Origin of the sequence: Saprospira sp. CCB-QB6, assembly GCF_028464065.1 — a bacterium.
Taxonomy (GTDB): Bacteria; Bacteroidota; Bacteroidia; order Chitinophagales; family Saprospiraceae; genus Saprospira.
In genome coordinates this window covers 2,384,377-2,410,180 of sequence record NZ_CP116808.1, presented here as the reverse complement: position 1 = coordinate 2,410,180, position 25,804 = coordinate 2,384,377, and the positions used below count along the sequence as shown (strand labels likewise).

Below are 25,804 nucleotides of genomic sequence, written 5' to 3'. Positions count from 1 at the left end.
CCCCAACTTATTATGCGTTTAGCCTTTTGGATTGCCCTGCGCTATATTTTTTCTAAGAAATCGACCAATGCCATTCATTTGATCTCTGCCATCTCGGTTTTCGGGATTGGCCTGGGGAGCATGGCCCTATTGGTCATTATGTCGGTCTTTAACGGCTTTGAAGAATTGCTTCAAAGCCTGATGAATAGCTTCAAACCCGAGCTGTTGGTTTCGCCCATAGAGGGCAAAGTCTTTCAGCCTGAAGAAGAGCAAATTTTGCGTTTGCAAGATCATCCCGACATTTTGGCCCTCAGTCAGACCTTAGAAGAAATTGCCCTTTTTGAGTATGAGGGCCGGCAAAATTTGGGCAGTCTAAAAGGGGTAGACCCTAGTTTTTGGGAGGTCTTGAGCTTGGACACCTGCATTGAGCGGGGCAAGCGGCCTTTGCCCAAAGACTTTGCCGATGATAGCCAGCCCGTGGGCTTGCTAGGCGCTACTTTGGAGCATACTTTAGGGGTTCGGGCACTGCGCGATCGGCCCGTAAAGATTTTCATGCCCAAAAGAGAGCTCAAAAAGTATACGGCCACAACGGGAGAGCCTTTTCGCAAGCGGAACTTTTATCCAGGGGCTATTTATGCGGTTCGGCAGATTGACTATGATAATATGGCCATTTTGCCCCTAGCTTTTGTCCAAGATTTATTGGCTTATAAGGCAGGAGAAATCTCGGCTTTGGAGCTGCGTTTGCGGCCTGGCGCCAATGAACAGGCCGTTCAAGCGGCCGTTCAGGAAATCATGGGGCCCAATTTTAAGGTCCAAAACCGCTACGAGCAAGACGAGGCCTTTTATAAAATTACCAATATGGAAAAATGGGTGGGCTTTCTGATTTTTGCCTTCACCCTGGTTTTGGTTGCCTTTAATATGGTGGGAGCGCTTTGGATGCTGGTCCTTGAAAAAAAGGCCGACATAGCCCACTTACAAGCCATGGGCGCCCAAAAATCGCTTTTGCGCAACATCTTTTTGGCCGAGGGATTTTTGCTCTCTGCCTTTGGCCTTGTTGGTGGCTGCCTAATGGCCGTTTTGCTTTGCATTTTGCAGCAAGAATTTGGCTTGGTGGCCCTAGAAGGGGCCGGCAGCAACTTTGTGGTGCAATCCTATCCCGTGAGCATGCGCCTAAGCGACTTTCTGATTGTCATTATTACTGTTTTAATTATAGGAACTGGAGCCGCTTATTTGCCAGCCTTGCGAGCTAGCCGCATTAGTTCTGGACCAAATCAAGCCGATTAAGATGCAACGATTAGACTTTATCTATTTTAAAGATAGCCCCAAGGGCGGCCGCGGCGTTTTTACCGCCGATTATATTCCCAAAGATACCCTTATTGAGATCTGCCCCGTGCTGGTCCTCTCCAATGAAGATCGAGAAAAGATTCATCAAACCTTTTTGCACGACTACTATTTCCTCTGGGACGATCAGGGCAAACAGGCTGCTATTGCCCTTGGTTACGGCTCTTTATACAATCATTCTTATCAGCCCAACGCCTATTATCAAATGAACAAAGATGGCCAATCTATTGATGTTTATGCGGGCGAGGATATTGAGCCAGGCCAAGAAATTTGCTTCAACTACAACGGCCAACGCTTTGATGAAAGTCCTCTTTGGTTCGAGGCAAAATAATTTATTAAAGATTTGGGGCCCCCGCAGCAAGCTGCGGCGCTATGTTGCGCAGCTCGCTAGTCGCTCGGCCCTGCGGCGCTAAAGCGCCTTGGTCTGCGGCTGCGCCGCCCTGCTCCACAGCGCTGGGCCACAAAAAAAGCGAGCTCAGCCAAATGGCTGAGCTCGCTTTGCGTTTAGTGCGCCTGGGGATTAAATTGGCCCCGCAGGCAATTCATGCGCTGGGCGCAATTGTAGGCGAATAAGTGTATTCACATTTTCGTCTAGCTTCATCTCTTCTTGATAAGGCTCAATAAGGGCTTGGGTGCGAATGCGGCCCAAGGGATAATTTTGTCCATCTTGGTGGTAATAGCCCACAATTTGTTGCAATAAATCTCCCATTAAAAGCGCCTGTTGGTGTGATTTCTCTCCTAGCAGTTCTGCGGCTTCTACTCCACGGTCCAAAGCTACTGCACTAAGATCCACACGCAAATCTCCTTGTTGAATTTTTAGCTGCAAGTCTTCGGGCAAAGACATCCACCATTGTTGCATACTCTGCAAATTAGTTTGACGAATATTGCTGCTCAACAAATGGATTTCATGGTCAAAGCTTTTCAAATCTGTAGCTACTTTCTTCAGAATATGAATGGAGGTCGAGCCTTCTGTGCTGGCCACTTCTGCTGTTTTATTGAGCAAAGTAGTATTTACTCGAAAGGTCATATCTGGACTGCTGCCAATAATTTCTTCTAGGGCCTCTCCTGTTTGCTCAATTTGCGGATCCGTTTGTTCGGGCTGCATCTTGGCCTCATCGGTAGAACTAAGTTGAGTGACCAGCTCTAATTCTACTTCTTTTCTTTGAATTTGCTGCTGTACATTTTCGGGCAATTGTTTCCACCAAGCACGCAAAGCGGCCAAACGTTCTGCCGATAATTTCTTTTGGCCCAACTCTTCTTCTTGCATAGCAATTTCAATAGAGTGTTCCTTCATTTCTAGGCGCAAGGAAATGCTATCGGCCATAGTAGTAACTGGCCTTGAAAGCTGCTCTTCTGGCGCTGCATGTTCAGCCGGAATTTGGCTGAGCGCCGCTGCATCATTCAATTCTGGCTGGCAGCTATACAGACAGAATAAGAGGAGGACTAAAGGTCCATATATATACTTCATAGATGTAATGAGTTGAGCAGCTAAGGTATAAAAAATAAGCGCTACAATTGTAGGTATATTGCTATAACGTAGAACTATTCTTAATTGCTTAGTCAGTGGGCAAATTTCTTAACATTTTCTTCAAAAATATTGCCATGGCCTTAAGCTTTCCTTCTGATCAACAGATAATTCCTTTTTATTCGACAAAAAGATAGATTTGGGCTATAACAAAGTCTTTTGGGCCAATAAAGTCATGAGTTTCAACATAGATTTAGCCCATTTCAGGTCATTGGCATCCAATAAAACGGCAGAGGCCTCAAAGCGAATCCTATTTTCCTCCCATTCAAAATGCCCCTTCCAATGGCGTTCTAAGCGCAGGAGTTGATGAATGAGTTCTTCATCTAGTAACTTATGGATAAAAGCCTCTTCTTCTGAGCGGAGCAAAAAATGCTCATCAAGTTTGGCTTCCCCAATTTGGATATCTATCCAGCCCATTTCCGATTGGATTTGGCTGAGTAAAGTTTCTTGGCCCAAATAGGTTTTAGGGAAGCTTTGGGGGAGCGTCAATTCTATACAAAACTGATAATTATCGGCTTTAATAGCGCTGCGGCTGTATTGTTCCATATAGAGCGGGAAGCCTGCGAGTTCGCCTTTTGCGGCCAGACGAAAAAAGGCCTCATCTTGTTCAGCTTCTATACTTTGGGCCTGATATTCATCTAAAAGAAATTGCCATTGAATTTGCATGGCCCGCTCTTGTCTTTTATTCCAGTAGGCCAATAAAAAATAGCTGCCCAATCCCACTAAAAGTAGGCTTCCGAGTAAGGCAAATAGCAACATTATTCCTTAATTTTTTTAGCTGAGCAAGCGTATTCAAACTGGTTGTAGCGAATTTTGGCCCGACCTAAGGTAGTCGCATCTCTCAAGTCGGCTGCGATATAGACTAACTCTTTACCAGTAAAAGCAGAGAGTCTAAGTTGATCCTTTTGGATAGTTCCTTCTAGGTAGATAGGCGTTTCGCTAATAGCCGATTTAAATTCGGCATAAACTGTATTTTGATCTGTTTTTAGGCGAAGCTGGCCAGGAATAAGGTTTTCATCTTTATCTAAAATATCTAGTGCCCAATTGCCATTAATATCATGATCTGGCGACATGTGTAAGTCTTTAAAGCGATGGGGGCGGCTAAACTTTGCATAGAGTTTAATGGGCAAATCGGCTCCTTTAGCGGCAGCTCCTTTGACCATATAATTGCCCTCCATCAAGTCTACTTCTCGAATGAGCTGCAAGTAGTTTTCGGTCCCCTGAAAGTACACAAAAAGCGTATCGCCCCAAAAACGAAGGCTATCCGAATAGACACTATCGTCGCCATTATAGAATAACAAACGAGGCTTTTCTACCTCCTTACTGCTAATTGAGTTAAAAAGCACAGGAATGCGTTCTGCATCTTCGCCTTCGCCAAACATGAAAACTGCTCGCCAGCCGCCAGGGGCAATTTGCTGAAAACCTTCGCCATGTTCAATGGCAAAGCAAGCTGTTAATAGTAAGGTTAATGAAAGGCTTGCTACAGCCCATATTTTAGACATCTTTTTCATCTGATCGGTTATTTTTTGATTTGAACATCAAATTGTCCGCAAAGTTAAAGAACTAGCCCATAGTTTAAGGCCTTTATTCGGCTATTTTATGTCCTTTTTGGTCCAAGAAGGCGGCGAAGCCGCCTGCGAGCGCAGCGAGCCATGGCCCAGCGCTGCGGAGTGGGTGGCCGAAGGCCAGACCGAGCCAGCTTGCTGGCGAAGGGCCGAGCGAATAGCGAGCCCCGCAGCATAGCGGCGGCCGCCCCGCTAATCAGGGCGGCCGCGGGCCCCAAAAAAAAGAGAAGCACTTGTTGAAGCACTTCTCTTTAATTTATCTACTGATTACAGCTTTTGCAGCATTTTTTGTAGTATTTGTTGGAGCTATAAAGGCTCACAATGGGAATATCGACTGCGATGAATGCGCCCCAGCGCCAACCGCTAGTTTTATCGATATTTAGGCTAGCATTGGTTACCTCTCTGAGGTTGGGCCCCAGTTGGGCGCCAACGCCAATGGCCAAGGGATATTTGGGCACACCATAAACCAAATAAGCGCCTGGTGCAAAAACATTCTCCATTTTCAGCTCGGGCAATTCGCTCACATTATCTTCTCCTTCGGCCTCAAAGCGGAAAGTGGTCAGGGCGCCTAGATCAATAGCAGAAGCCAAAATACTGATTGAGCCCGCACTTTTGAAGCCCCAGTTGAAGCTGACCCCAATAGGCGTGGCCAAAGAATAAAAACTGCTGCTACCGATGCCGTTTAAGTGCTCTTGTCCAGCCGAAAGCCCTACATAAGCATTGATAGAAACGCTAAAACGAGAGTATTTTTTGATGGCAGAGCCGCCGGGAGGCAAGGCAAAAGCCGAAATGGCCTGACTGACTTCTTTAGAGGATTTGGCTTGTACGGCCGTAGCGATAAAGCTGCCGTATTTCATCAAGTTTTTGCGCTCGCAAGCATAATCATCTTGGGGCAACAACTTTTCAATAATGACTAAAGTATTGATTACGGCAGAAGTATAATGCTTTTTGCGGATATTGAGGCCGAGCGTATTGAGGTCGCCCACAATGCCCAAATAACGGTCTACAATACTATCTTGCTCCGTCGTTGCGCCCACCAACTGCTTCTTAAAGTTATAGCCTTCGAGCAGCATATTCGAGACCCCTTGAGTAAAATGGTAATAGTCGTCAAACTCCAATTCCTTCTCGCTTTCGTCTAGGGTAGCGCCTCCTTTGGCTCGGCGGCGGGCATTTTTTCTGGCGCGGATGTCTTTGGCAATGCGTTGCACATTTTTGCCCTCATCGACAAAGCGTTTGAGGTTATTGACGAGGGCGCGCATCTTGAGATTATCGCCGCGCAGCTCTAGCAGGCTTTCGCCCAATGTTTTTTCCTCCTCCAATTGGTACGTTTTTCCTTTTTGGTAGAGCAAGCCAAAGAAAATATCATTAAAGGTAGTATCTCGAACGAGGTCCACCACCTCATTGGGCGTCACCCAATAGCCCGATTGGTCCTTTTGTTCTAAAGCCTTAGAAAACAAGCCCAACAATTTGAGGTTGCGCTGCATCACAGGCACAAAAGCGGCACTATCGTCTTCGGGCGTAAGCACATGCAGATAGGCATCTTCTGCCATATAGCTGACAATTTGAGCGGGTGGTGTCTGCTCTTGCAAGAGTTCCCCCACCTTAAAAAAGTCGCTCATCATGTGGCGTTGCATGGGGCTCTTGATGCGAGAAGAATTCTGTACAAAATCATCTAAATGATAGCCCAAATCATTGAGATCAGTCAAAAAGCTTTCTCTCAAAACCTCCCAAAAAGCATTGAAGCGATAAATATCCTTATCGATTTGGAGCAAAACGGCCGAAGTAGTGGGAAAGAGGTAGCGCATTTCCTCTGATTCCTCCACTTTTTTCTGAAAATCCTTAAAAAAGGCAATTGTCAATTCTTGTTTGGTGCGATTGACCAAGAAATCGGTCAAGCCCATAATAAAAGTAGAACCAGGCATGCCCAAACCACTAGCGGCCCCGGCCAAATCGCCAATAGCCCGCTGTCCATCGCCCTCTACGCCTCGGTCTTCCGCCATCACCAAATCCAAATAAGGCGCAATAAATGGATTATCTTCATAGGCTTCTAATACATCGGTTTGACTAGCCGATTTGGCCAAAGGGCGCTCCAAGTTATAAGCCAGCAATTTAATCAATTCCGATTGAGTTGATTTAGTCAGCAGCAAATTCCCATCTTCATCTACCATCTCCCGAATTTTTCGGGCATCGTGAATCATCTGGGCCTCTAGGGAAGGGCTTAGGGTAAAAATAAGCAGTAAAGCTGCAAAATAATGGAGATAAGTTTTCATACGAATACGATTAGATATAATGAATGTTTGTTTTGGAAATGGTTTTGGGGCCTGCGGCTGGCTAGCCTTTGGCTAGCTCGGCCGCCGCTATGCTGCGGGGCTCACAAGTCTGTTCGGCCCTGCGGCGGCTTTGCCGCCTGGGTCTGGCCCTTCGGGCCACCCGCTCCGCAGCGCTAGGCCAAATAGGCTGGGCCAAAGCATTGATTTTTGGCCCCAAAAGTAATTACTCGAGTAAAATGAAGGCGGCCCAATAATAGGGATTTCGATACTGCTTCCGCATTTCGTCTTGGGCCAAACGGAAGGCTTTATGGTAATCGCCCAAAGATAAATAATGACGATAAAAGCGCTGCATCAGCTCCGAGGTCTGCGCATCGGGCACCTTCCAAAGGCTAATGACAAGGCGTTGCGCCCCCGCCATCTTAAATGCTCGTTGAAGGCCCATAATCCCTTCATTATTATCAATATCGCCTCGGCCTGTTTCACAGGCCGAAAGGACCACCAATTCTGTTTGGAACAAGTTGAGGTTAGACACCTCATAGGCACTAAAAATACCATCGGCTAGGCCTTCGATAGGCGCTCGCCCTTTCCAGACATAATTGATATTGGTTAGGGCCAAACCAGAGCGAAAAAGTGGGTTTTCAATTTCGGCCAGCCGCTCTTCAAAAGTTTTTTCCTTTTGTTTTTGGGCCAAGGCTTTCCGCAAATCGGTTTCTAGCTTTTTGGCAGGGAAAAAATAGCCATGAGTCGCCAGATGCAAAATTTGAGGTTCCTCTTTATTGATATGTTCTACTACGGTCTCTTCTAGCGCATTTAGGCCCATAATTTTATTCACCTGCCAGCTTTCCTGTTGAAACTGTTGTGCAATTTCATTCACCTCTCTTTCGGTCCCTTTGAGGTAGAGAAAATCTTCTCCACGGCTGGCGCCAGCCTTGGGTTCGGGCAAATTAGCCGCTAATGCTTCTTCATTGAAAGCGCCAAAATCGGGAATATCTAAACGACCCATTCTAATTTTCTCAAAGGGCAGTTCTACGTCCTGGGCCTCCGCCACTATTTCAAGTTCGGCTTGGCTGAGGTCAAACTTCACTCCACCAATCAAAGAGATTTTAGCCTTTTGGCTAGCGGTCTGTTTTCGTAGGAGGTCACGCATGGCGCTATGATAAACAATATCGTGTCGGTCCATCAGGCGAAGGCGAGAGAAATCATCTACTCGCAAAGTGGCAAAAGCAATTTTAGCTAATAGTCCAGTGGGGCAAAGGTGGATAGTTTTTGCTCCCTCCAATTCTTTCTCCATTGGTTCCCAAAGCATAAAATAGAGATTGTTACTCTCCAAATCATCGGTGATATAGTTCAGCCCCGCAGGAGAAACCTCATTTTGTAGGCTCATCGCTAGTTCGCTCTCTAGGCAAAGAGGGATCATTTTGGGACTTTCCCATTCGGGCCGCATAAGCATTCCGTAATATTGAGCGCTGATATTTCCGTATTCATCGCTGCGCTCTAGGCGCAAGAAGTCAATGGCCACCTCATTTGGGCCTAAGCGTTGCTTGAGTTGAGCTAAATTAAGTTGTTGGTTTTGCTGTTCAAATACCGTTCTTAGGGCTTTAGAGTCTCGGCTAATGCGTTCTTCTAGGTCTTTAATCTCCTTTTCTAAAGTTGTCAGTTGTACCCCTTCGGCCTTGCGTTCTTTGGGGCTAAGGCTAAGCAAGCGCGCCAATTCCTTTTTGAGGTTTTGCATTTCCTCAAAATTATTTTGCAAAACCACATTATCAGAAGCATAAATGACTTGGCGGATGTTGCTACTAGTTTCAAGGGCCAAGCCTTTCACTCTAAAATGAGCATTGAGAGCTGTTTGGACCAAATCGGGCTGGGGGTTTTCGGCCACAAACAAGAAAAAGGCATTGAGTCGTTTGGCCAAAGGACGCAAAAACTCTAGGCGTTCCTCTTCGGGTAAATCATTGTAGCTATCTTCTAGGCGTTTTAGGTCAATATTAAGTGCTTGACGATAATGCTTTTCTGCTAGAGGCAATTGGTTTCTCTTTTGGTAAAAGCTAGCTATTTGGAGATGTAGATCGGCTAATTCGGTAGGGTCTTTTAAGCCTTTAAGGGCCATTTCTTGGTACTTTTTGGCCTTCTCATCCTCATACATGAGATCATAATAGTAAGCCAAGGCTTGTTGTAGTGAAGCATCATATTTAAAATCGAGCAGCTTAGAATTATCCTCATAAGTCATAATCCGTTTGAAAATGTCATAGGCTTGCTCATACTCTCCTTCTTCGAGCATAGCATTTGCTTGATGACGAAGAATTTTGATATAGTTCAGTGCGTCTTTAAATTTCTCCTTGCGATTGATGCGGCCTTGACTTTCTAGTTCGAGTAAGAGGACCAATGCTTGGTCAAAGTAGTCTTTAGCTTCTTGGTATTGAGCTAAGGCTTGTAGATTTTGCCCAAAATCATCTAGAATTTGGACCAAAAGGCCGTTAGGTTCTGCGACCTTTTGCCGAGCAGTTTGCAAGGCTTCATAGGCTGCGACATAGCGGCCCGTTTTGCGATAAATTCTCCCTAATCGATAATAGACCTCCGCTTCATCTACTAGTTGGCGATCAAATTGATCTGCATCGACTAAGCGAAGAAGTAATTTTTTATAGAGGCCTTCTGCTTTAACAAAGCGATCATTATTATAATGCCAATTAGCGAAATCTTGATGGGCCGAAAGATAACGCCCCATATAAACCTCTAAATCTTGTAGCTCAAAACCTTTGAGGCGGCGTTCAAAAAGTTGTTGACTACTGGCCATGTCCCAGCGATCATCTTTAAGGAGTTTATCGGTAATTTTTTCTAGTAGTTCCACATAAAAAATAGAGATGCCTTCTGTTTTTTCATAAATCGTAAGGGCTTGTTCATAGGTCGCCAATGCTTCTTGGGCCAATCCATTCTCTTTGCTATTTTCTTGAGCATAAAGGTAGCGCGCCTTCATGCCTAAAACATCGGCATAATCATCATCGTAAATGCTGCCTTCTTTTTTGCGAATAAATTCTAAGACTGCCGCTATAATTTTTCGATTGCTGGCTAAAGATAAATGAGTTGTAGCAGATTTATAGACCTCATCATAAAACATGAGTGGTCGTTCTTCTAAAATGGGAATTAGTTGTTGAACAAAAGCCTCTTCTTCTGCTAGGGGAATAGTCTCAATAGCTTCTTTGACATATTGAAAGCCGTTATCATAAACCAAAATGCCGGCTTTAATCATTTGCCCCCCCGCGGCTAGTTGATAAAAGGGAATTCTATCATCACCATCATAGTCGGCAATTAGCAACTTAGTTTCCTCTTCGACAATAGCCCTCCAAGGTGCTGGAATTTTGGCTAAATAGATCTCCTCATAAGAAGGCTTATTATCTGGTACATAATCATCCTCAAAAATGCGATCAAAGTCTGTTTCTGCAAGGTCTTTATTTGTTGCTGCGAACATCAAATCTTGAAAGGCTTTAAAAGCAACTTCATCATCTTGGTCCTTTACGGCTAGCAAGGCCATTTTTAGGCGAACATCTAGTTCCTCCTCACTAACATCTCCATTATTTTCTTCCTGAATAACTTTTAGCTCTTCGGCTAGGCTACGGCGTTCTAATTCCTCATCAGTATAGCGCTGGCTATCTTTGATATATTTTATTTGGTAATAAAAGGGGGCTTTTCTTCCGCCATGATACTTCCTAAGATTTTTTAGTACAAGATCTACCTCCTCCATAACATCTACATCGGTAAACTCATAAGCATAGCCTTGATCGCTATCCTCAATAAAAGTTTTAAACTTTTTATAGAAGCGTTCGCTATTCGTTTCATTCTTAGCGATCATAGCTCTAACCTCCATTTCTTGTGCAAAAAAGCGTTGCATTTCGGCAGGTAGTTTTTTCTTTATGCTCAGCGCCTCTTCTCCTTTGCCTTCTTCCTCTAGGGCGATCAGTTGTGCTCGGACTTGCATATAGCATTGATATTTACTCCCATTGAGTACTCCAGCATATTCATCTTCTTGCAGTGCTTTATAAAGTAGAAAGCTTATTTCTTGGAGGAGCAATCGCTCTGCTTTATTCTTAGCCTCTGTTTCTATCAGATCTGATATATCCGTAAAGTTTTCTCCTCTTTGTCGTTCAAAGGCTCGTTGGAGTAAAACCAACTTTCGGAGAGTTGGGGGGAGAAAAGCCATAAAGCTGGCTAAATCTTCTTGGGGGTATTTTTCCTCTAATTGTTGAGCGATAAGAACAGATTGATCATGTGCGTCATAATCTTCTTCCTTGAGATGACATTTAACCTGTTCGCGGCAGGCTTTTAGGTGGGCCAAACTATTTTCTCCCGCTGCATATTTAGCGGTTTCAATAAGGTAGTCGCTATAGAGGTAGCAAGCTGTAGCTTCCTCTAATTTGGTCAATTGACTTTGAAACTTATCTGATTCCGCCCCATATTCTCGGCCAAAGACCCGAAGAGACTGCGCCACTAAACTATCGGGTTCATCGCTAAGCCCTTGTTGATAGTAAAGCAAGGCCAAGTCCATGGCCTTTTCGGCATAATTGGGATGTTCTTTGGAATTGAGGAGTTCTACTTCTGCTAAGGCTTTGCGGGCTTGTAAGACAGAATCTCCAAGATTTTTTTGGCCCCAGGAAGAGAGCGCAGAGAGGATAAGAAAAAGGGTAAGAAGTAAACGTAGGTGCATAGTGGGGAGTTTTATCGAGGAAATGCTTGAGCTTGAAGTATCGTCCAGCTCGTTCTTAGCAATGTTTTGCGGTGGACAGGGTGCGAAGCGCCCGCAGGCTGAGCGATGCGGAGCGGGTGGCCCGAAGGGCCAGACCTAGGCGGCAAAGCCGCCGCAGGGCCGAGCAGAACTGCGAGCCCCGAAGCGTAGCGACCCGCCCGAAGGGCGGGGCTGCCCCTAAGATATAATTGTATTTTAAAAATTCTACTACTTATTCATGTTATAATAAAAACCGAGGTTGAAGCTACGGCCCCAGCGGAACTCTCGGTAGGCATATTCTCTAGCCTTGAAAGTTTGCGTTTGCAAAAAGGGGCTATCGAGAAGGTTTTGGACCGAAAAGCGGAGTTGAAAGTGGCGGCCTAGCGGTTTGTTGAAGTGGACATCAAGGTTGGGACGAGGTTGCTCGATAATATCGGGCGTATTGCCATAGAGCACATAAGCTAGGCGTTCTCCTTGAACTTGGAGGCCGACATTAGCCTCAAAATTCAACTTTTTGTTATGGTATTGCAGCAAAACGCTCATATTGTAGGGCGATTGGCCGAAGAGTTGGCGGAACTTAGCTGGATTATCCATTTCTAGGTGCATGAACTCATACTCGGCTGCGCCAACTTTGGCTCGGGCATGCACATAACTAAGATTGAGTTGCATCAGCCAAGCTTCTCCCCATTTGCCGAGCATACCCAACTCTTGGCGGAGCTCTAGCTCCATACCCAAAAGATAGCCCCAAGGTGCCGTTCTAAACTGCATTTCATCTCTAAAACCAGGTTCTAGAGTGGCCAATTCGATAGGGTTGATGAGATATTTGGCAAAAAAGCCCCCAGCCAAGAGGCTATGTTGGCCCTCATAGCGTTCCCAGCGAAGATCTAGGTGTTGCAGGTGAGTGGGACGCTTGGCTAGTTCGAGATTCCCCGTAATTTTATAGTCGCCCATATAATCAAAAGAGGTAAAGGCCGAAAGTTCGCGCAAAGAAGGGCGGGCAATGGTCCCCGAATAAGCGGCGCGGAACAACACATTTTTATCCAGTTCATGTCGAAGCGATACTGAAGGTAGAAGCACGGGGTACATGTGGAATCCATCTACAGAAATGCTATCTTGATCGAAGCCCGTATAGGCGTTAATAACCCCTTCTACTCGAAAACCAGCTTCTAGCTGTGTTTTGGGTCCGAGGGTCCATAAACTAGAGGCATAAGCCCCCAGAAGCAGCTCCAAGGCCACATAATTATTAGTTGAATCATAGGAGTTTTCGAGGAAAATACCTGGAATTAGTGCGTCGTCAGTATCGGACCAATTGATATAATTAGCTTCTTGAATGTAGCTGGCTGCGCCTCCTCCCGTATAGGGCAAATAGCTAGTATTATAGCGGATTTGTCGCTCATCAAAGAACTGATATTTGGCTGTAGAACGGAAGCCCCAACGGAGGTTTTGTAGGGCTTTATTTTTATACTTTCGATTGAAATTAAGCTGCCCCTCTCCACTAAAGGCTTGAATGCGACGATAGTATCGACGTGGTTCGCCACCCGCCTCTTCTACTATTCTGTGATTTTGCTCTTCTCCAGTAAAATTGTGGACCGTATAGAGCTCGCTAAAGTAGCGCAAATCGGGTTGGTTGCTATTCGACAAACTAGCCGAAACAATCCAGTCTATTTCTAGCTGTTCGTTTCTTCGCAAATGCCGACCCAGCAACTGCAAGGCGGCAATATTCTTTTGCTCAAAGTTCCAGCTCTGTGTGCGATAACGAGTATCGGTTAGGCCAGAAACATCCTCATAACGCCCCCCTAAACCCTCTAACTCTCTATAGCTTTTTTCTGTACCCAAATTGTCCATAATGACTAAGGAAATTCGGTTGCGGCGACTCTTATACGAGAGGGTAAAAAAGAGGTTGGCCCTAGTCTGCTCGGCATAAAAGCGATCACTTAACTCTAACTCATTGTCTAGCTCATAATTACTATCATAATCGCCAATAAGGTGATGAATAGAAGCATATCCATCCTCATACATCATAGAAGAACGCTTATAAAGCGCCACAAAAGCATAGCTCAAAGAGCGCCCTTTTTTAAGGTCTCTTCTTCGACTGATAGAGAAGTTAAAGCCCAAGTTAGGTCCAGGCATCTGGCTTTGGGTCTCAAAATTGGCAGGCACTTCTAAGGTTCTATTCCGTAGGGCTAAGGTCAAATCTCGTGTGGAAGAGCCTCCTCCTAAATTCAAGGCATCGGAGGGTAGACTACGGCTACCATCATCTATTCCCAAGAAATCTAAACGCCCTCCTTCATAAGTCTGAAAATCACTATTGAAACTAGAGCGCTCATGCAAGCCAACATGAATTTGGGCCTGCAACTGCTGCTGATCAGGAAATCTACGCGTCTCAATATCAACGACCCCCGTCCCAAAACTAGCCAACTGATCCGCAGAGTATCCCTTGCGCAAAATAATATGGTCAATAATAGTCGTGGGAAAAAGGTCCAACTGAATCAAACTACTACTACTGTTCAAATCCAAACTAGGCAATTCCGCCCCATTCAGTAAGGTTTTTACATAGCGCCCGCCCAATCCTCGAATAGACAATTGGTTGTTGTTTTCTACATTGATCTGGGGCAACTGCCGCAAAGCTTTACTCAAATCCTCATCTCCCGAATGAAAAACAGACTCCGCCGCCAAGGTTTCTATAATTTGCTGGCTACTCTTTCTACGCAACAACATACTCTGGGCCGAATAACGATTGAGGCTCTGGCTTTCATGGTTTTCCTCTGCCTTGCCCCCCAAATCTATATCGGGATTTCCCAAACGGAAATAGGCCAAACGAATACCGCCTTCCCGAATCGTCATCCCCTTTATCTCTTGCTTGGGCGCCTCGGCATGCGTACAAACCAAATCGTACACCCCCGCCGGCACCGACAATAATACAAAGTTCCCATCCAAATCCGTCTGCACCGCTTTAAGCTGCTGCCCATTCTGCTCCAATAAAATTTGGGCCCCCACCAATGGCTTAGCCGCCTCGGCATCACTAACCTTTCCCCGAATAGAGCCCGTTTGCGCAAAGTTATACAAACCAACCAACTGAAACAGCAAGAGATAAATATATTTCATAACATTCTATTATATGATTTCTACAAAGGTACGCAAGCCTATAAAATGAGTCGCTATTCTATTCCTACTTTTTTGGGGCCTCCGCTGCGGCTTCGCCTTGCGGCGCTACGTTCAAAAAAACAAAACAGAAAAGCGCTAGGGCCTTCAAAATGAATATTTCAGCGGATTGGAAAATGTAAAAAAGGAGCTACGAGTCCGCAAATCCGCAAAAAGCTTTGTATCTTCGAAGCTTGAAAGGGGGACGCCCCTTCGAACCTTAAAAAGTATAGCTATACCTATTCTTATGAAACAGTTTTCTTATCTGTTGTTGCTGGCCATTTTGGCTTGGAACAGCAGCGCTTTACAGGCACAATCTGCCCGAAATCCGTGGGGTCTTGGTATTTATCCAGGGGCCTATAGTTTTTATGCCCTAGAAGGAACCGATCTTTTTGCCCCCGAAAAATATGGTGCGGGCGTAGAGCTCTCTTTGATGCGCCGCATTGGTAGCAACTTTGATTTTGGTGTAGAGACCAATTTTGCTCGTTTGGCCCATCCTTTAGATCCTGCTTCTGCATTGGCGGCGGATCAGGGGAATTATGGGACCCGCAGCAACTTTTTGTCGGGCCAACTGGCCTTGCGTTTCCGCCTAGACGGTGGAGGCATTATGGATAAAAATGCTCCTTTTGTTCCCTTCTTTAAGGTTGGGGTAGGCGGAAGCAGTTATGGAGATTTTGGCAGCTGGAGCATGTATGTTCCCGTTGGTTTGGGTTTTCATTATCATTTGCCCAAAACGCCGATTAGCATTACGGCCCAATCTAATTACAACCCCCACTTTTTGTTGCCTGATGGCCAAGAGATGATTGGCTTTTTGCATCATTCTGTTGGGTTGACCGTGCAATTGGGTAAAACCAAGCAGAAAACCGATAACACAGAGTTTATTGAGTTGGCCAAACAGGAGGGGCCCAAAGCGCCCGACCGTGACTATGACGGAGTGCCTGATGAGAATGACCTTTGTCCAGATATTTACGGCTCTCAAAAAACAATGGGTTGTCCCGATAGCGATGGCGATGGCATCAAAGACATTGATGACAAATGTCCACAACAAGCAGGTTTTGCCAACCTAGAAGGTTGTGCAGATAGTGATTATGATGGCATTATTGACCCAGAAGATGATTGTCCAGATATTTATTCTGAAAACGCCAATGGTTGCCCCGATGGTATGGGCGGCGGAGAGGATGCCGATGGCGATGGCATTGCTGATGCAGATGATCTGTGCCCCAACGAGGCTGGCTCATTTACGGCCAATGGTTGTCCCGATGCCGATGGCGATGGTGTGCAAGATGCCCTAGATATGTGCCCCGATTATTATGGTACCGATGAGTATGCGGGTTGTCCCATGCCCAAAGACCAATTGGATAGCCTCAAGGCTTTGGTCGATGCGGTACGCACGCAAAGCGACTTCAATGAGAAAGGCTATACCACCACCAATGGCGGTAAAACGATCCAAGATAAGTTTGGCAATGTCCTAGAAATTGATGTAGATGGAAACATCATGAATGCCAAAACAGAAGAAAAATTGACCACTACAGGCGGCTACCGCCTAGAAAAAGGCCAAATCCTCAATGAGAATGATGAAGTCATGAACATTGGCGATGATGGTTTCCTTTATGCCAATGGACAAAAAGTAGATACTGAAAATAACCTTTGGGCTTGGGGCTCTAATCCCGACCCTTCTGGCGCACGCACAGGAGGAATCAGCCTCGGTAACCCCATTTCTGATAAGTTTGCGAGTAACCTAACCACAGGTTTTGCACCTGTCAAGCAGTTAACACCTCAAGAGGCGGCCTACTGCCAACAATTGGACCTCAGCGAGCTTCGCGCCGCTATCTATTTCGATTATGATGCTGGCCAAGCCGACGCCAACTCACTTCGCGCCCTCAACCGCATTGTAGAAGCCATGCGCCGCTGCGCCATTTTGGAACTACAGGTGGCTGGCCATGCCGATGCCGATGGTTCAGAAGTCTATAACCTAGAGCTTTCTGAACGCCGGGCAAAATCTATCCTTCGCTACATCAGTGGTGCAGGTGTAGATGATCGCCGCCTCAAGTTCAATGCTTATGGAGAGCGCTACCCCATTGCCCCCAATGTAGAAGGCAGCAAATCTAAAAACCGCCGCGCAGAAATTCGCGTACAGAGAGCCTACTAAATGGGCTGCAATTGATAGAATAATGAAGCAGAAGCATCTCCCTTGCGGGCGCTTCTGCTTTTTTTTGGACCAATCAACGACTTATGTTTGACCTCATCCCAAGCTTTATTACCGCCTTTATTATTACCTTTTTTGCGATTCCCTCCATTATTAAAATCGCCATTGAAAAGAACCTTTGCGATGAACCTGGCGAAAGGCGTTCGCATAACCGTAGTATCCCCACCCTTGGGGGCTTAGGCGTTTTTGCTGGACTCATCTTCTCTATTACCTTTTGGATCCCCTTTGATAGTGCCGCTTACCCCGCCCACCGCTACGTACAATACGTACTTTGCGCCTATATCATCATTTTCCTGATTGGCGCCAAGGATGATATCATCCCGCTCAGCCCCATCAAGAAGTTTTTGGGCCAAATTGTGGCCGCCTGTATTTTGGTCTTCAAAGCAGGTATCTATCTCAGCAGCCTTTATGGCATTTTTGGCATCAATGATATTCCTTATGCCTTGGCCGCCCCGCTCTCGGTCTTTAGTATGCTGGTCATTATCAATGCCCTCAATCTCATTGATGGCATCAATGGATTGGCCGCCACTATCGGCATCATTTGCTGCGGAGTGCTGGGCCTTTGGTTCTATCAATTTGGCCGACTCGATTTGGCCATTTTGGCCTTTGCGATGCTAGGCGCACTGGCCGCTTTTCTTTACTACAATGCCAGTCCCGCCAAGATTTTCATGGGCGATACGGGCTCACTTTTGTTGGGCCTTACCCTCTCGGTTTTAGCCATTTCCTTTATCGAGAGCAATAAACTTCCGCACGAACATTGCTATATCGAATCTGTACCCGCTGTAGCCATTGCCATCCTCATCATCCCCCTCTTCGATACACTGCGAGTCTTTAGCCTTAGAGCCATGCGCGGCAAATCGCCTTTCCAACCCGATCGAACACATATTCACCATATCCTAATCGACCTAGGATGCAGCCATATGCAAGCCACCGCTATCCTTGCCCTCATCAATCTGCTCTTCATTGGCATCGCCTTTCAGTTGCAGTTTTTGGGCAGCCTAGAACTCCTTTTAGTCTTGCTATTGATCGCCGTTTTACTCACCAGCTTTTCTTTTTATCTCATCAATCGCAAACAAGGACAAAAGGCCTAAAATGCCATTTCTAGAGGTATTTGGGGCCTCCGCCTCGCTGCGCTCGTCGGCGCTACGCTTTGGGGCTCGCTGTTCGCTCGGCCCTTCGCCAGCAAGCTGGCTCGGTCTGGCCTGACGGCCACCCCGCCGCATCGCTAGGCCTGCGGCGGCTTCGCCGCCTGCAAAACGCAGTAGGGCCAGAATCGCTGAATTCTAGCAATTTCAAGACTAAAATTCTTCAATGCCATAGTTTTCCCCTATTTTTGTAGACCAACACCTTTTGATGATTTTCATTTAAAAACGGCTAATCTAGCCAGTTTTTTTCCATTTTGAGACTAAGTAGATTACATGAAAAATATTCGCAATTTCTGCATTATTGCCCATATCGACCACGGAAAAAGTACCTTGGCCGACCGTATGCTCGAGATGACCAACGCCATCTCTGAACGTGAAATGCAAAGCCAAGCCCTAGATGATATGGACCTCGAAAGAGAAAGAGGGATTACCATCAAGGCCCATGCTATCCAAATTCAACATGAACATGAGGGCGAAACCTATGTCTTTAACCTCATCGACACCCCCGGCCACGTAGATTTCTCTTATGAGGTTTCTCGCTCTATTGCCGCCTGTGAAGGGGCCCTACTTTTAGTAGATGCCACCCAAGGCGTACAGGCCCAAACTATCTCTAACCTCTATTTGGCCATTGATCACGACCTAGAAATTATTCCAGTCCTCAACAAAATTGATATGCCCTCGGCTATGGTCGAAGAAGTATCAGAAGAGGTAATTGACTTACTCGGCTGTGATCCTGAAGATATTTTGACCGCTAGTGGTAAAACTGGAGAAGGAGTAGACAAAATCTTTGAAGCGATTATCAATCGCATTCCCGCCCCCAAAGGCGATCCCGAAGCTCCGCTACAAGCAATGATCTTCGACTCTGTATTTGATAAATACCGAGGCGTAATTGCTTACTTCCGCATTTTCAATGGTAAGATTCGCAAGAATGATATGGTGCAATTCTTTAGCAATAAAAGAAGCTTGCAAGCCAATGAAATCGGTGTACTCAAAATGGTCCAACAACCCGAAAAAGAATTGTCTGCTGGAGCAGTAGGCTATGTAATTACAGGGACCAAGGACTCTAGTGATATTAAAGTGGGAGATACCATTACGCTGCAAGAAAATCCTACCCCCACTCCTGTAAAAGGATTTGAGGAAGTAAAACCAATGGTTTTTGCCGGTATTTTCCCTATTGATAATGATGATTTTGAGGACCTACGCGATGCCCTAGAAAAGCTACAACTCAATGATGCTTCTCTCATCTTTGCCCCCGAGACTTCAGCCGCCTTGGGTTTTGGTTTCCGCTGTGGTTTCTTAGGTATGCTTCACTTGGAAATTATCCAAGAACGTTTGGAGCGGGAATTTGACCAAAACGTGATTACCACTGTTCCCAACGTAGGGTATTTTGCCTACAACAAAAAAGGCGAAGAGATTGTGGTTAACAACCCTTCTGAATTACCTGATCCTACGGTTTTGGACCGTGTAGAAGAACCTTATATCCAAGCTCAAATTATTACTTCACCTGATTATATTGGCCCAATTATGAGCCTTTGTATGGAGAAGCGAGGATTGGTAAAGAATCAGGTTTATCTCACCACCAATCGTGTAGAGCTCACCTTTGAACTTCCTTTGGCAGAAATTGTTTTCGATTTCTATGACAAGCTAAAGACCATCTCAAGAGGATATGCCTCTTTTGATTATACGCCTATCGATTATCGGGCTTCAGAATTAGTCAAACTCGATATCAAACTCAACAACGAGGCGGTAGATGCCTTCTCTAGCTTGATTCACCGTGATAAGGCCGCTGCTTTTGGTCGCCGTCTTTGCAAGCGTCTCAAAGAGATTTTGCCCAGACAGCAGTTCCAAATTGCCATTCAGGCCGCTATTGGCGCCAAGATTGTCGCTCGTGAAACCATTTCGGCCCTCCGTAAAGATGTAACTGCAAAATGTTATGGTGGTGATATTAGCCGTAAACGTAAGCTACTCGAAAAGCAAAAAGCGGGTAAAAAGCGTATGCGTGAGGTCGGGAATGTTCAGGTGCCTCAAAAGGCCTTCCTCGATGTCCTCAAATTAGGAGATTAAGCCTAAATTTATGAAAATCATCACAGTTGTGGCGGCCATCTGGCAAAGAGCAGATGGCCGCTTCTTTTTAGCCCAAAGGGCCCCAGAACAGTCATTTGCTGGCCAATGGGAGTTTCCTGGTGGCAAACTAGAAGCCGAAGAAACTGAACCTCAGGCCCTAGCCCGCGAGATGGAAGAGGAATTTGGCATTCAAGCTCAAATTGGTTCCTTCTTTATGGAGAGTTTGCATCCCTACAAACCCCAAAAGACCATTCGCCTGCGGGCCTATTGGATTGCCTCCGTTCAGGGTCAGCCTCAGGCGCTGGAGCATGCCCAGCTGGCTTGGGTTTTGCCTCAAGAGTTATTAAATTACCCACTTTCGCAGGCTGATATTCCCATTGCAGAGGCCCTATTAGAGCAGCTAGATTAAGCTTCTAAAAATCTTTTATTTATGTCTATACTCAAATATATTGTATTGTCTTCCGGCCTTTTGGCTAGCCAATTGGGCCAAGCACAAAAAACAACAGATCAACGTCCAGAAGAAGCAGAGGTCCTTCTCCAAAAACAATTTATTGAGGCTTCTAGAGAAAAGATTTTGGGCAATAGCAATGAGGCCCTTGCCCGCTATAAAGAAATTGTAGAAAAGGCTCCTAAATTGAGTGCCCCCTACTTCCAAATGGCTGAACTCTATGAAGAGCTCAAACAACCAGAAGAAGCCCTAAAGGCCTTAGCTAGCTGTCATGAATTGGCTCCCCTAGAGCCCGATTATGTTGCGGCTTATGCCAAAGCACTAAGCAAGATGGGTAAACATAAAGAAGCGGCTGAGCTCTATGAGGAGTTAATCAAAAATAGTAATGAAGAGCGCTACTTCCATGATTGGATTTTCTATTTGCTTCGAAGCAAAGACCAGAAAACGGCCCTTAAGGTTTATGACCGCCTAGAAAAAGAAAAGGGTCCCAAGGCCGACTACTACCTCAAGCGACATAAGATTTATGCTCAAATGGGGAAGGACAAAAAGGCGCTCAAAGAGTTGGAAGAGCTGCAAAAGAACCTGCCTCCTTCTGCTGAGCATTATTTACTTTTGGCCCAATACCAAGAGCGCTTGGGCTTAGAGAAGGAAGCTAGAGCCAGCTATAAAGAAGTTTTGGCCCTAGACCCCAAACAAGCCGATGCGAACATTGCCATGGCGGAGGTTTTTCGGACCGAAGGAGATTACCCCCGCTACCTAAAGGCCCTAGAACAAGTTTTTGCGGATGGGGGACAACCGCCTTTGGCCAAGATAAAAGTCTTAGAACCTTTGGTCAATGCCTATTTATCGGGCAATAGCCAAATTGATGGACCAAGTTTGCAGCGATTGGCGAAAAATATTCTTCAGCAGCATCCAGGTTATGCGCAGGCGAGCTTGCTTTATGGCGATTTGCTCAGCCAAGAGCGGAAATATAGCCTAGCCGCCCAAGCTTATGAGGAAGCTTTGGCCCAAAACAAAAACCAGCTACCCATTTGGGGACAATTGATGGCCAGCTACAACCGCCTACAGAATAGTCAAGCCTTATTGAAAACGGCTCAAGAATGTGTGAGTTTGTTTCCCGCCCAAGCCCTAGGTTATTATTATCAGGGATTGGCCCAAAACCAACTAGAAGATTATACAGCAGCAGGCAAAAGCCTAAAAAGAGCTATTGAGCGGGCCTTTGATCAGCAGCAGCTCAAGGCGCATGCGCAGGCGGCCTTGGGGCAGGCCTTGGCTGGGCAAAAGAAATATGCAGAGGCCGAAAAGCAATTTGAGCAAGCTCGGGCCATTTTACCCAAGGCGCCTGCGCCTATGGCCAGTTATTGCCAAAGTTTATTGGCCCAAAATAAGTCTTTGGAGGAGGTGGAAAAAATGAGTGCAAGCCTACTGAAAGAAGATGCTTACAATCCTCTTTATTTGGGAATCGCCGCTCGTTTGGCCTATTTAAAAAATGATTTTAGAGCGGCTCAAAAAGAGTTTGGGAAAGCCTTTGACAATGGGGGGGAGCGCAACCCACTTTTGCAAGAACAATATGGCGATCTGTTGTTTAAAATGGGAGATTTGGAAGGCGCACTTAAGGCTTGGAAAAAAGCCAAAGAGCTAGGGAGCGTATCGACCATATTAGAGCGGAAAATTGAAAGCAAAAGCTTATATGAGTAAATCTGTGCGAACAAACACGGCCCTAGCCGCCTTAGGCGGCATTGGCCTAGCGATGCGGAGCGGGTGGCCCGCAGGGCCAGACCGAGGCGGCCAAGCCGCCGAAGGGCCGAGCGAGCAGCGAGCCCCGCAGCGTAGCGCCGCAGCTTGCTGCGGAGGCCCCAAAAAACAGTTCTTGCAATTCCTTCTCCTCCTCTTTTTGGTGGCGAGTTTGGGCGCTTGTAAATCTGGCGAGCGCTTGGCCAAAAAGACCGAAGAGCGGACGAAAAAAGAGTTGCTCAATCGCTTAAAGGCGCAATATCTGGACTTTGAGTGGTTGGAGGCCAAGGGCAAGGGCAAACTGAAGACTGAAGAAGAAAACCTTTCTTTTAGTCTAAAAATGAAGATGCGGCGAGATAGTTTGGTTTGGATGACCTTTAAAAAGGTGAGTGTGGAGGGCCTGCGCTTGCAGATTTCCAAAGATCGGCTAGAGACCTTAAATCGGCAGGCTAATGAATATCGGGCGGAGCCTTATGGCAAATTGGAAGAGCAATTGGGGGTGAGTTTGAGCTTGCGAGAATTGCAAGATTTGCTCTTAGGTAATCCGATTTTGTTGGAGCGTTTGGATTTCAAATTAAAGCAGGATAGTCAATATTATCATTTGAGTAGTCCCTTGCCGCAGAATGGGCAACTGGAGCTTTGGTTGGATGCCGATTATCGGATTCGGAAAAGCCGTATTCAGCGGACGGAAGCGGAGTATATGACCGTTACTTTTGAGGACTATCAGGAGTTGAATGGCAAATATTTAGCCTTTACAAAGATCTTGGAGGCCCAAAATGCAGCGGGAAAATCCGTATATTTGAAGATTGATTTGAACAAAATAGAATTAAACGAGCCGCAGCGCATGCGTTTTAAGGTGCCCGATCATTATGAGCAATGGATTAACGGCTATAAGCAGTAGCATTTGTTTATTGATATGTTTGTGGACCCTGCCCTTGCTTGGGCAGAGTCGGGCTGAACTATTGGCCAAACGCAAGCGCTTGAGCCAGCAAATTGCGCAAACGGCCTCTTTATTGGACCAAACCGCCAGCAACAAAAGCCAAACTGTAGAGGAATTGGCCTCTTTGCAAAAGCAATTGGAGCAGCGGCAAGAGCTCTTGGAGGTTTTGGAAAAAGAACAGGCCCAATTGGCCGCCGAAACCAAGGAACGAGAGCTTAAATTAGCAGAACTGCAAGCTCAATTAGTTGCTTTTAAGGCCAGTTATAAAAAGGTGTTGGTAGAGCTCTACAAAACCAAAAAGACCAGCTCGTATTGGGGGAATTGGTTGAGTTTTAGTGGCTGGAGTCGTTCTTATCGCCAAAGCATTTACCTCAAAGAATTGGAGGAGAAACGGCGGCGACAAGCTCTGCTCTTGCAAAAAACAGCCGATAAAGAAGCCGAGGAATTGGCCCAATTGGAAAAGAAGCGCATCGAGCAAGAACAACTGCTAATAGCCACCAAAGAACAGCAGCTACAGCTAGAAGAAGAACTGAGCGATAAGGACCAATTGCTCAAATCGCTTAAGCGCAAAGAAGGCAGCCTGCGGCAGGCCCTAAAAGCCAAAGAACGGCAGAAAAAGCAGCTCAACCGAAACATTGAAGCCGCTATTCAGGCCCAAATGCTAGCCGCCAAAAAGAAAGCCCGCGTCTATGAAGACGGAGGCAGCAGCAATAGTTATAAGACAAGTAGTAATCAACAATTTGCCTCAAAAAAAGGAAAGCTTCCCGCTCCCGTAAGCGGTAGCATTATTGCGGCCTTTGGCCGAAGAAGACACCCTCTTTTTGAAGAAGTATATTTAGAAAACAATGGAGTAGATTATCGAACAGCGGCCAAGGCCAGCGTCCGCAGCATTGCGGAGGGCCGAGTGGTCAGCCTTTTTGAGATACCGGGCAGCGGAAAAGCGATATTGGTCCAACATGCCAATTATTATAGCTCTTACGCCCATATCCAAAACGCCAAAGTAAAAGCTGGACAAAAAGTAAGTGCGGGCCAGCAATTGGCCGAAGTAAGCAAAGACCCGCAGTCAGGAACCTATATCCTGCATTTTGAATTATGGGAGGGCAAAAAAAAGCTGAATCCGCAACAGTGGTTACGCCCTTAGATTTTGAACGAACTCGAAGTTATATAGTATGTCAGAGAAGTGGAACTTAGGAGAAAAGAATTTCCAGCCCAAATTGGGCATCGAAAAGGCCGTTTTGGTGGCCGTTATTTTACCCGATCAGCCCGAAGAATTGGTGCATGAGCATTTGGATGAACTAGAGTTTTTGGCCGAAACCGCTGGGGCGGAAACGGTCAAACGCTTTACCCAACGCCTAGATCATCCCGATCGCAGAACCTTTGTGCGCAAAGGGAAAATGGAGGAGATTCGAGATTATGTAGAAGATAAAGAAATCAATCTGGTCATCTTTGATGATGACTTGACGGGTAAGCAAACTAGCTTTTTGGAAGAGGAAATTAAGTGCAAAATTGTCGATCGCTCTAGCCTGATCCTCGATATCTTTGCCTCTAATGCCCAAACTGCCCAAGCTAAAGCACAGGTGGAATTGGCCCAAATGCAATACCTTTTGCCCCGTTTGCGGGGGCTCTGGACCCACCTCGAACGCCAAAGAGGGGGTATCGGTATGCGTGGACCTGGAGAAAAGGAAATTGAAACGGATAGACGGATTGTTCGCGACCGCATTGCTTTGCTCAAAAAGAAGCTAGAAAAAATCGACCTGCAAGCCAGCACCCAAAGAAAAAGCCGCCAAGGCATGATCCGGGCCGCTTTGGTGGGCTATACCAATGTCGGAAAATCTACCCTGATGAATCGCCTCGGCAAATCAGAGGTTTTGGTCGAAAATAAACTTTTTGCGACTCTCGACACTACGGTCCGAAAGGTGGTGGTGGGCAATATGCCTTTCTTGCTGTCCGATACGGTCGGTTTTATCCGAAAACTGCCCCACCATTTGGTCGAAAGCTTTAAATCTACCCTCGATGAGGTCCGCGAAAGCGACCTGCTCATTCATGTGATCGACATCTCGCACCCCCAATATCGCGATCACATTCAGGTGGTAGAGCAAACCCTCAAGGAGCTGGGCGCAGGCAGCATTCCCTGCCTCTATGTTTTCAATAAAATGGACCGCTACCGCTCAGAGGTTTTTGACGATTTCTTGACGCCTGAAGAAAGAGAACAGCTAGAAAGCGAACTCAGAAAACAATGGCAGGAGAAAACCCAAAACAAGGCGAGCTTTATGGCCGTTACCGAAGAAGAGGGCATCGAGGAGTTTAGAGAAAGCCTAGCCCAACATATTGGCGAGCTATATATTGAGCGCTACCCGCACAAAAAGAATTTCTGGTTCTAAGGCCATCAAAGCCCAATAAAGAAGATAGCAAGCAGATCTAAAATCTACTTGCTATTTTTTTGGGCCTCTGCTGCGGGTTTCAACCCGCAGTGATGGCCGAAGGCCAAACGGCCTAGCGATGTGGAGCAGTGGCCGTCAGGCCAGACCAAGGCGGCAAAGCCGCCGCAGGGCCGAGCGAGCAGCGAGCTGCGCAACGTAGCGCCCGCCGAAGGCGGGAGGCCCCAAAACAGCAGCGAGCTGTGACAACCAGCCTCAAAGAGGCGCCAGTTCGACGAAGTAAACGACAACAAGAACTTTAGTTCGCAGTTCGACGACCAAAGGGAGTAATGCCCCAAGACAGCCTCTTCTCAT

General features: G+C 46.2%; 16 protein-coding genes. 10 read left to right on the top strand and 6 right to left on the bottom strand.

Annotated elements, in window-relative coordinates:
* Positions 1-12: 12 nt before the first annotated feature.
* Together PPO43_RS09370 and PPO43_RS09365 are read left to right on the top strand one after the other, a co-directional pair.
* A complete protein-coding gene (locus PPO43_RS09370) occupies positions 13-1,263 on the top strand; it encodes an ABC transporter permease (protein WP_272617145.1) in 1,251 nt (416 codons plus the stop codon).
* 1 nt (position 1,264) lies between these two features.
* Positions 1,265-1,651 carry an SET domain-containing protein gene (locus PPO43_RS09365; protein ID WP_272617143.1) on the top strand — a complete coding sequence of 129 codons (387 nt, stop codon included), beginning with the start codon at positions 1,265-1,267 and terminating at the stop codon, positions 1,649-1,651.
* A 189-nt stretch (positions 1,652-1,840) separates the two neighbouring features.
* On the opposite strand, the gene PPO43_RS09360 is transcribed toward PPO43_RS09365, so the two are convergent.
* The 6 genes from PPO43_RS09360 to PPO43_RS09335 form a co-directional block, all read right to left on the bottom strand.
* Entirely contained in the window at positions 1,841-2,788 is a 948-nt protein-coding gene (locus tag PPO43_RS09360; RefSeq protein WP_272617141.1) for a hypothetical protein, read from the bottom strand.
* 201 nt (positions 2,789-2,989) lie between these two features.
* Positions 2,990-3,604: a hypothetical protein gene (locus PPO43_RS09355; RefSeq protein WP_272617139.1), complete on the bottom strand. Its 615-nt coding sequence runs from the start codon at positions 3,602-3,604 to the stop codon at positions 2,990-2,992.
* Positions 3,604-4,356: a redoxin gene (locus PPO43_RS09350; RefSeq protein WP_272617137.1), complete on the bottom strand. Its 753-nt coding sequence runs from the start codon at positions 4,354-4,356 to the stop codon at positions 3,604-3,606. Before PPO43_RS09350 ends, PPO43_RS09355 begins: the two co-directional genes overlap by 1 nt.
* Before the next feature lie 314 nt (positions 4,357-4,670).
* Positions 4,671-6,680, bottom strand: a complete 2,010-nt coding sequence (locus PPO43_RS09345; protein WP_272617135.1) for a hypothetical protein — start codon at positions 6,678-6,680, stop codon at positions 4,671-4,673.
* Positions 6,681-6,903: 223 nt separating this feature from the next.
* Complete coding sequence (locus PPO43_RS09340) at positions 6,904-11,376, bottom strand: CHAT domain-containing protein (protein ID WP_272617133.1); 4,473 nt, start codon at positions 11,374-11,376, stop codon at positions 6,904-6,906.
* Positions 11,377-11,622: 246 nt separating this feature from the next.
* Positions 11,623-14,499, bottom strand: a complete 2,877-nt coding sequence (locus PPO43_RS09335) for a carboxypeptidase regulatory-like domain-containing protein (RefSeq protein WP_272617131.1) — start codon at positions 14,497-14,499, stop codon at positions 11,623-11,625.
* A 283-nt stretch (positions 14,500-14,782) separates the two neighbouring features.
* Between PPO43_RS09335 and PPO43_RS09330 the strand changes: the two genes are divergently transcribed.
* The 8 genes from PPO43_RS09330 to hflX all read left to right on the top strand — a co-directional run bounded on the left by PPO43_RS09330 (position 14,783) and on the right by hflX (position 25,453).
* Positions 14,783-16,684 carry an OmpA family protein gene (locus tag PPO43_RS09330; protein WP_272617129.1) on the top strand — a complete coding sequence of 634 codons (1,902 nt, stop codon included), beginning with the start codon at positions 14,783-14,785 and terminating at the stop codon, positions 16,682-16,684.
* Between the two features lie 83 nt (positions 16,685-16,767).
* On the top strand, positions 16,768-17,832 hold the full coding sequence (locus PPO43_RS09325; RefSeq protein WP_272617127.1) for a glycosyltransferase family 4 protein: 1,065 nt from the start codon (positions 16,768-16,770) through the stop codon (positions 17,830-17,832).
* Positions 17,833-18,159: 327 nt separating this feature from the next.
* Positions 18,160-19,950 (top strand): translation elongation factor 4, encoded by a 1,791-nt coding sequence (gene lepA / locus PPO43_RS09320; RefSeq protein ID WP_272617125.1) that lies wholly within the window; start codon positions 18,160-18,162, stop codon positions 19,948-19,950.
* A 10-nt stretch (positions 19,951-19,960) separates the two neighbouring features.
* Positions 19,961-20,359, top strand: a complete 399-nt coding sequence (locus PPO43_RS09315) for a (deoxy)nucleoside triphosphate pyrophosphohydrolase (protein ID WP_272617123.1) — start codon at positions 19,961-19,963, stop codon at positions 20,357-20,359.
* A gap of 21 nt (positions 20,360-20,380) precedes the next feature.
* Positions 20,381-22,096: a tetratricopeptide repeat protein gene (locus PPO43_RS09310; protein ID WP_272617121.1), complete on the top strand. Its 1,716-nt coding sequence runs from the start codon at positions 20,381-20,383 to the stop codon at positions 22,094-22,096.
* A 172-nt stretch (positions 22,097-22,268) separates the two neighbouring features.
* The gene (locus PPO43_RS09305; RefSeq protein ID WP_272617119.1) at positions 22,269-23,033 is read left to right on the top strand and encodes a DUF4292 domain-containing protein; all 765 of its coding nucleotides are present in this window, start codon (positions 22,269-22,271) and stop codon (positions 23,031-23,033) included.
* Positions 23,002-24,213 (top strand): murein hydrolase activator EnvC family protein, encoded by a 1,212-nt coding sequence (locus tag PPO43_RS09300; RefSeq protein WP_272617117.1) that lies wholly within the window; start codon positions 23,002-23,004, stop codon positions 24,211-24,213. The genes PPO43_RS09305 and PPO43_RS09300 overlap by 32 nt, the downstream gene beginning before the upstream one ends.
* A gap of 28 nt (positions 24,214-24,241) precedes the next feature.
* Positions 24,242-25,453: a GTPase HflX gene (hflX, locus tag PPO43_RS09295; protein ID WP_272617115.1), complete on the top strand. Its 1,212-nt coding sequence runs from the start codon at positions 24,242-24,244 to the stop codon at positions 25,451-25,453.
* Positions 25,454-25,804 lie beyond the last annotated feature (351 nt).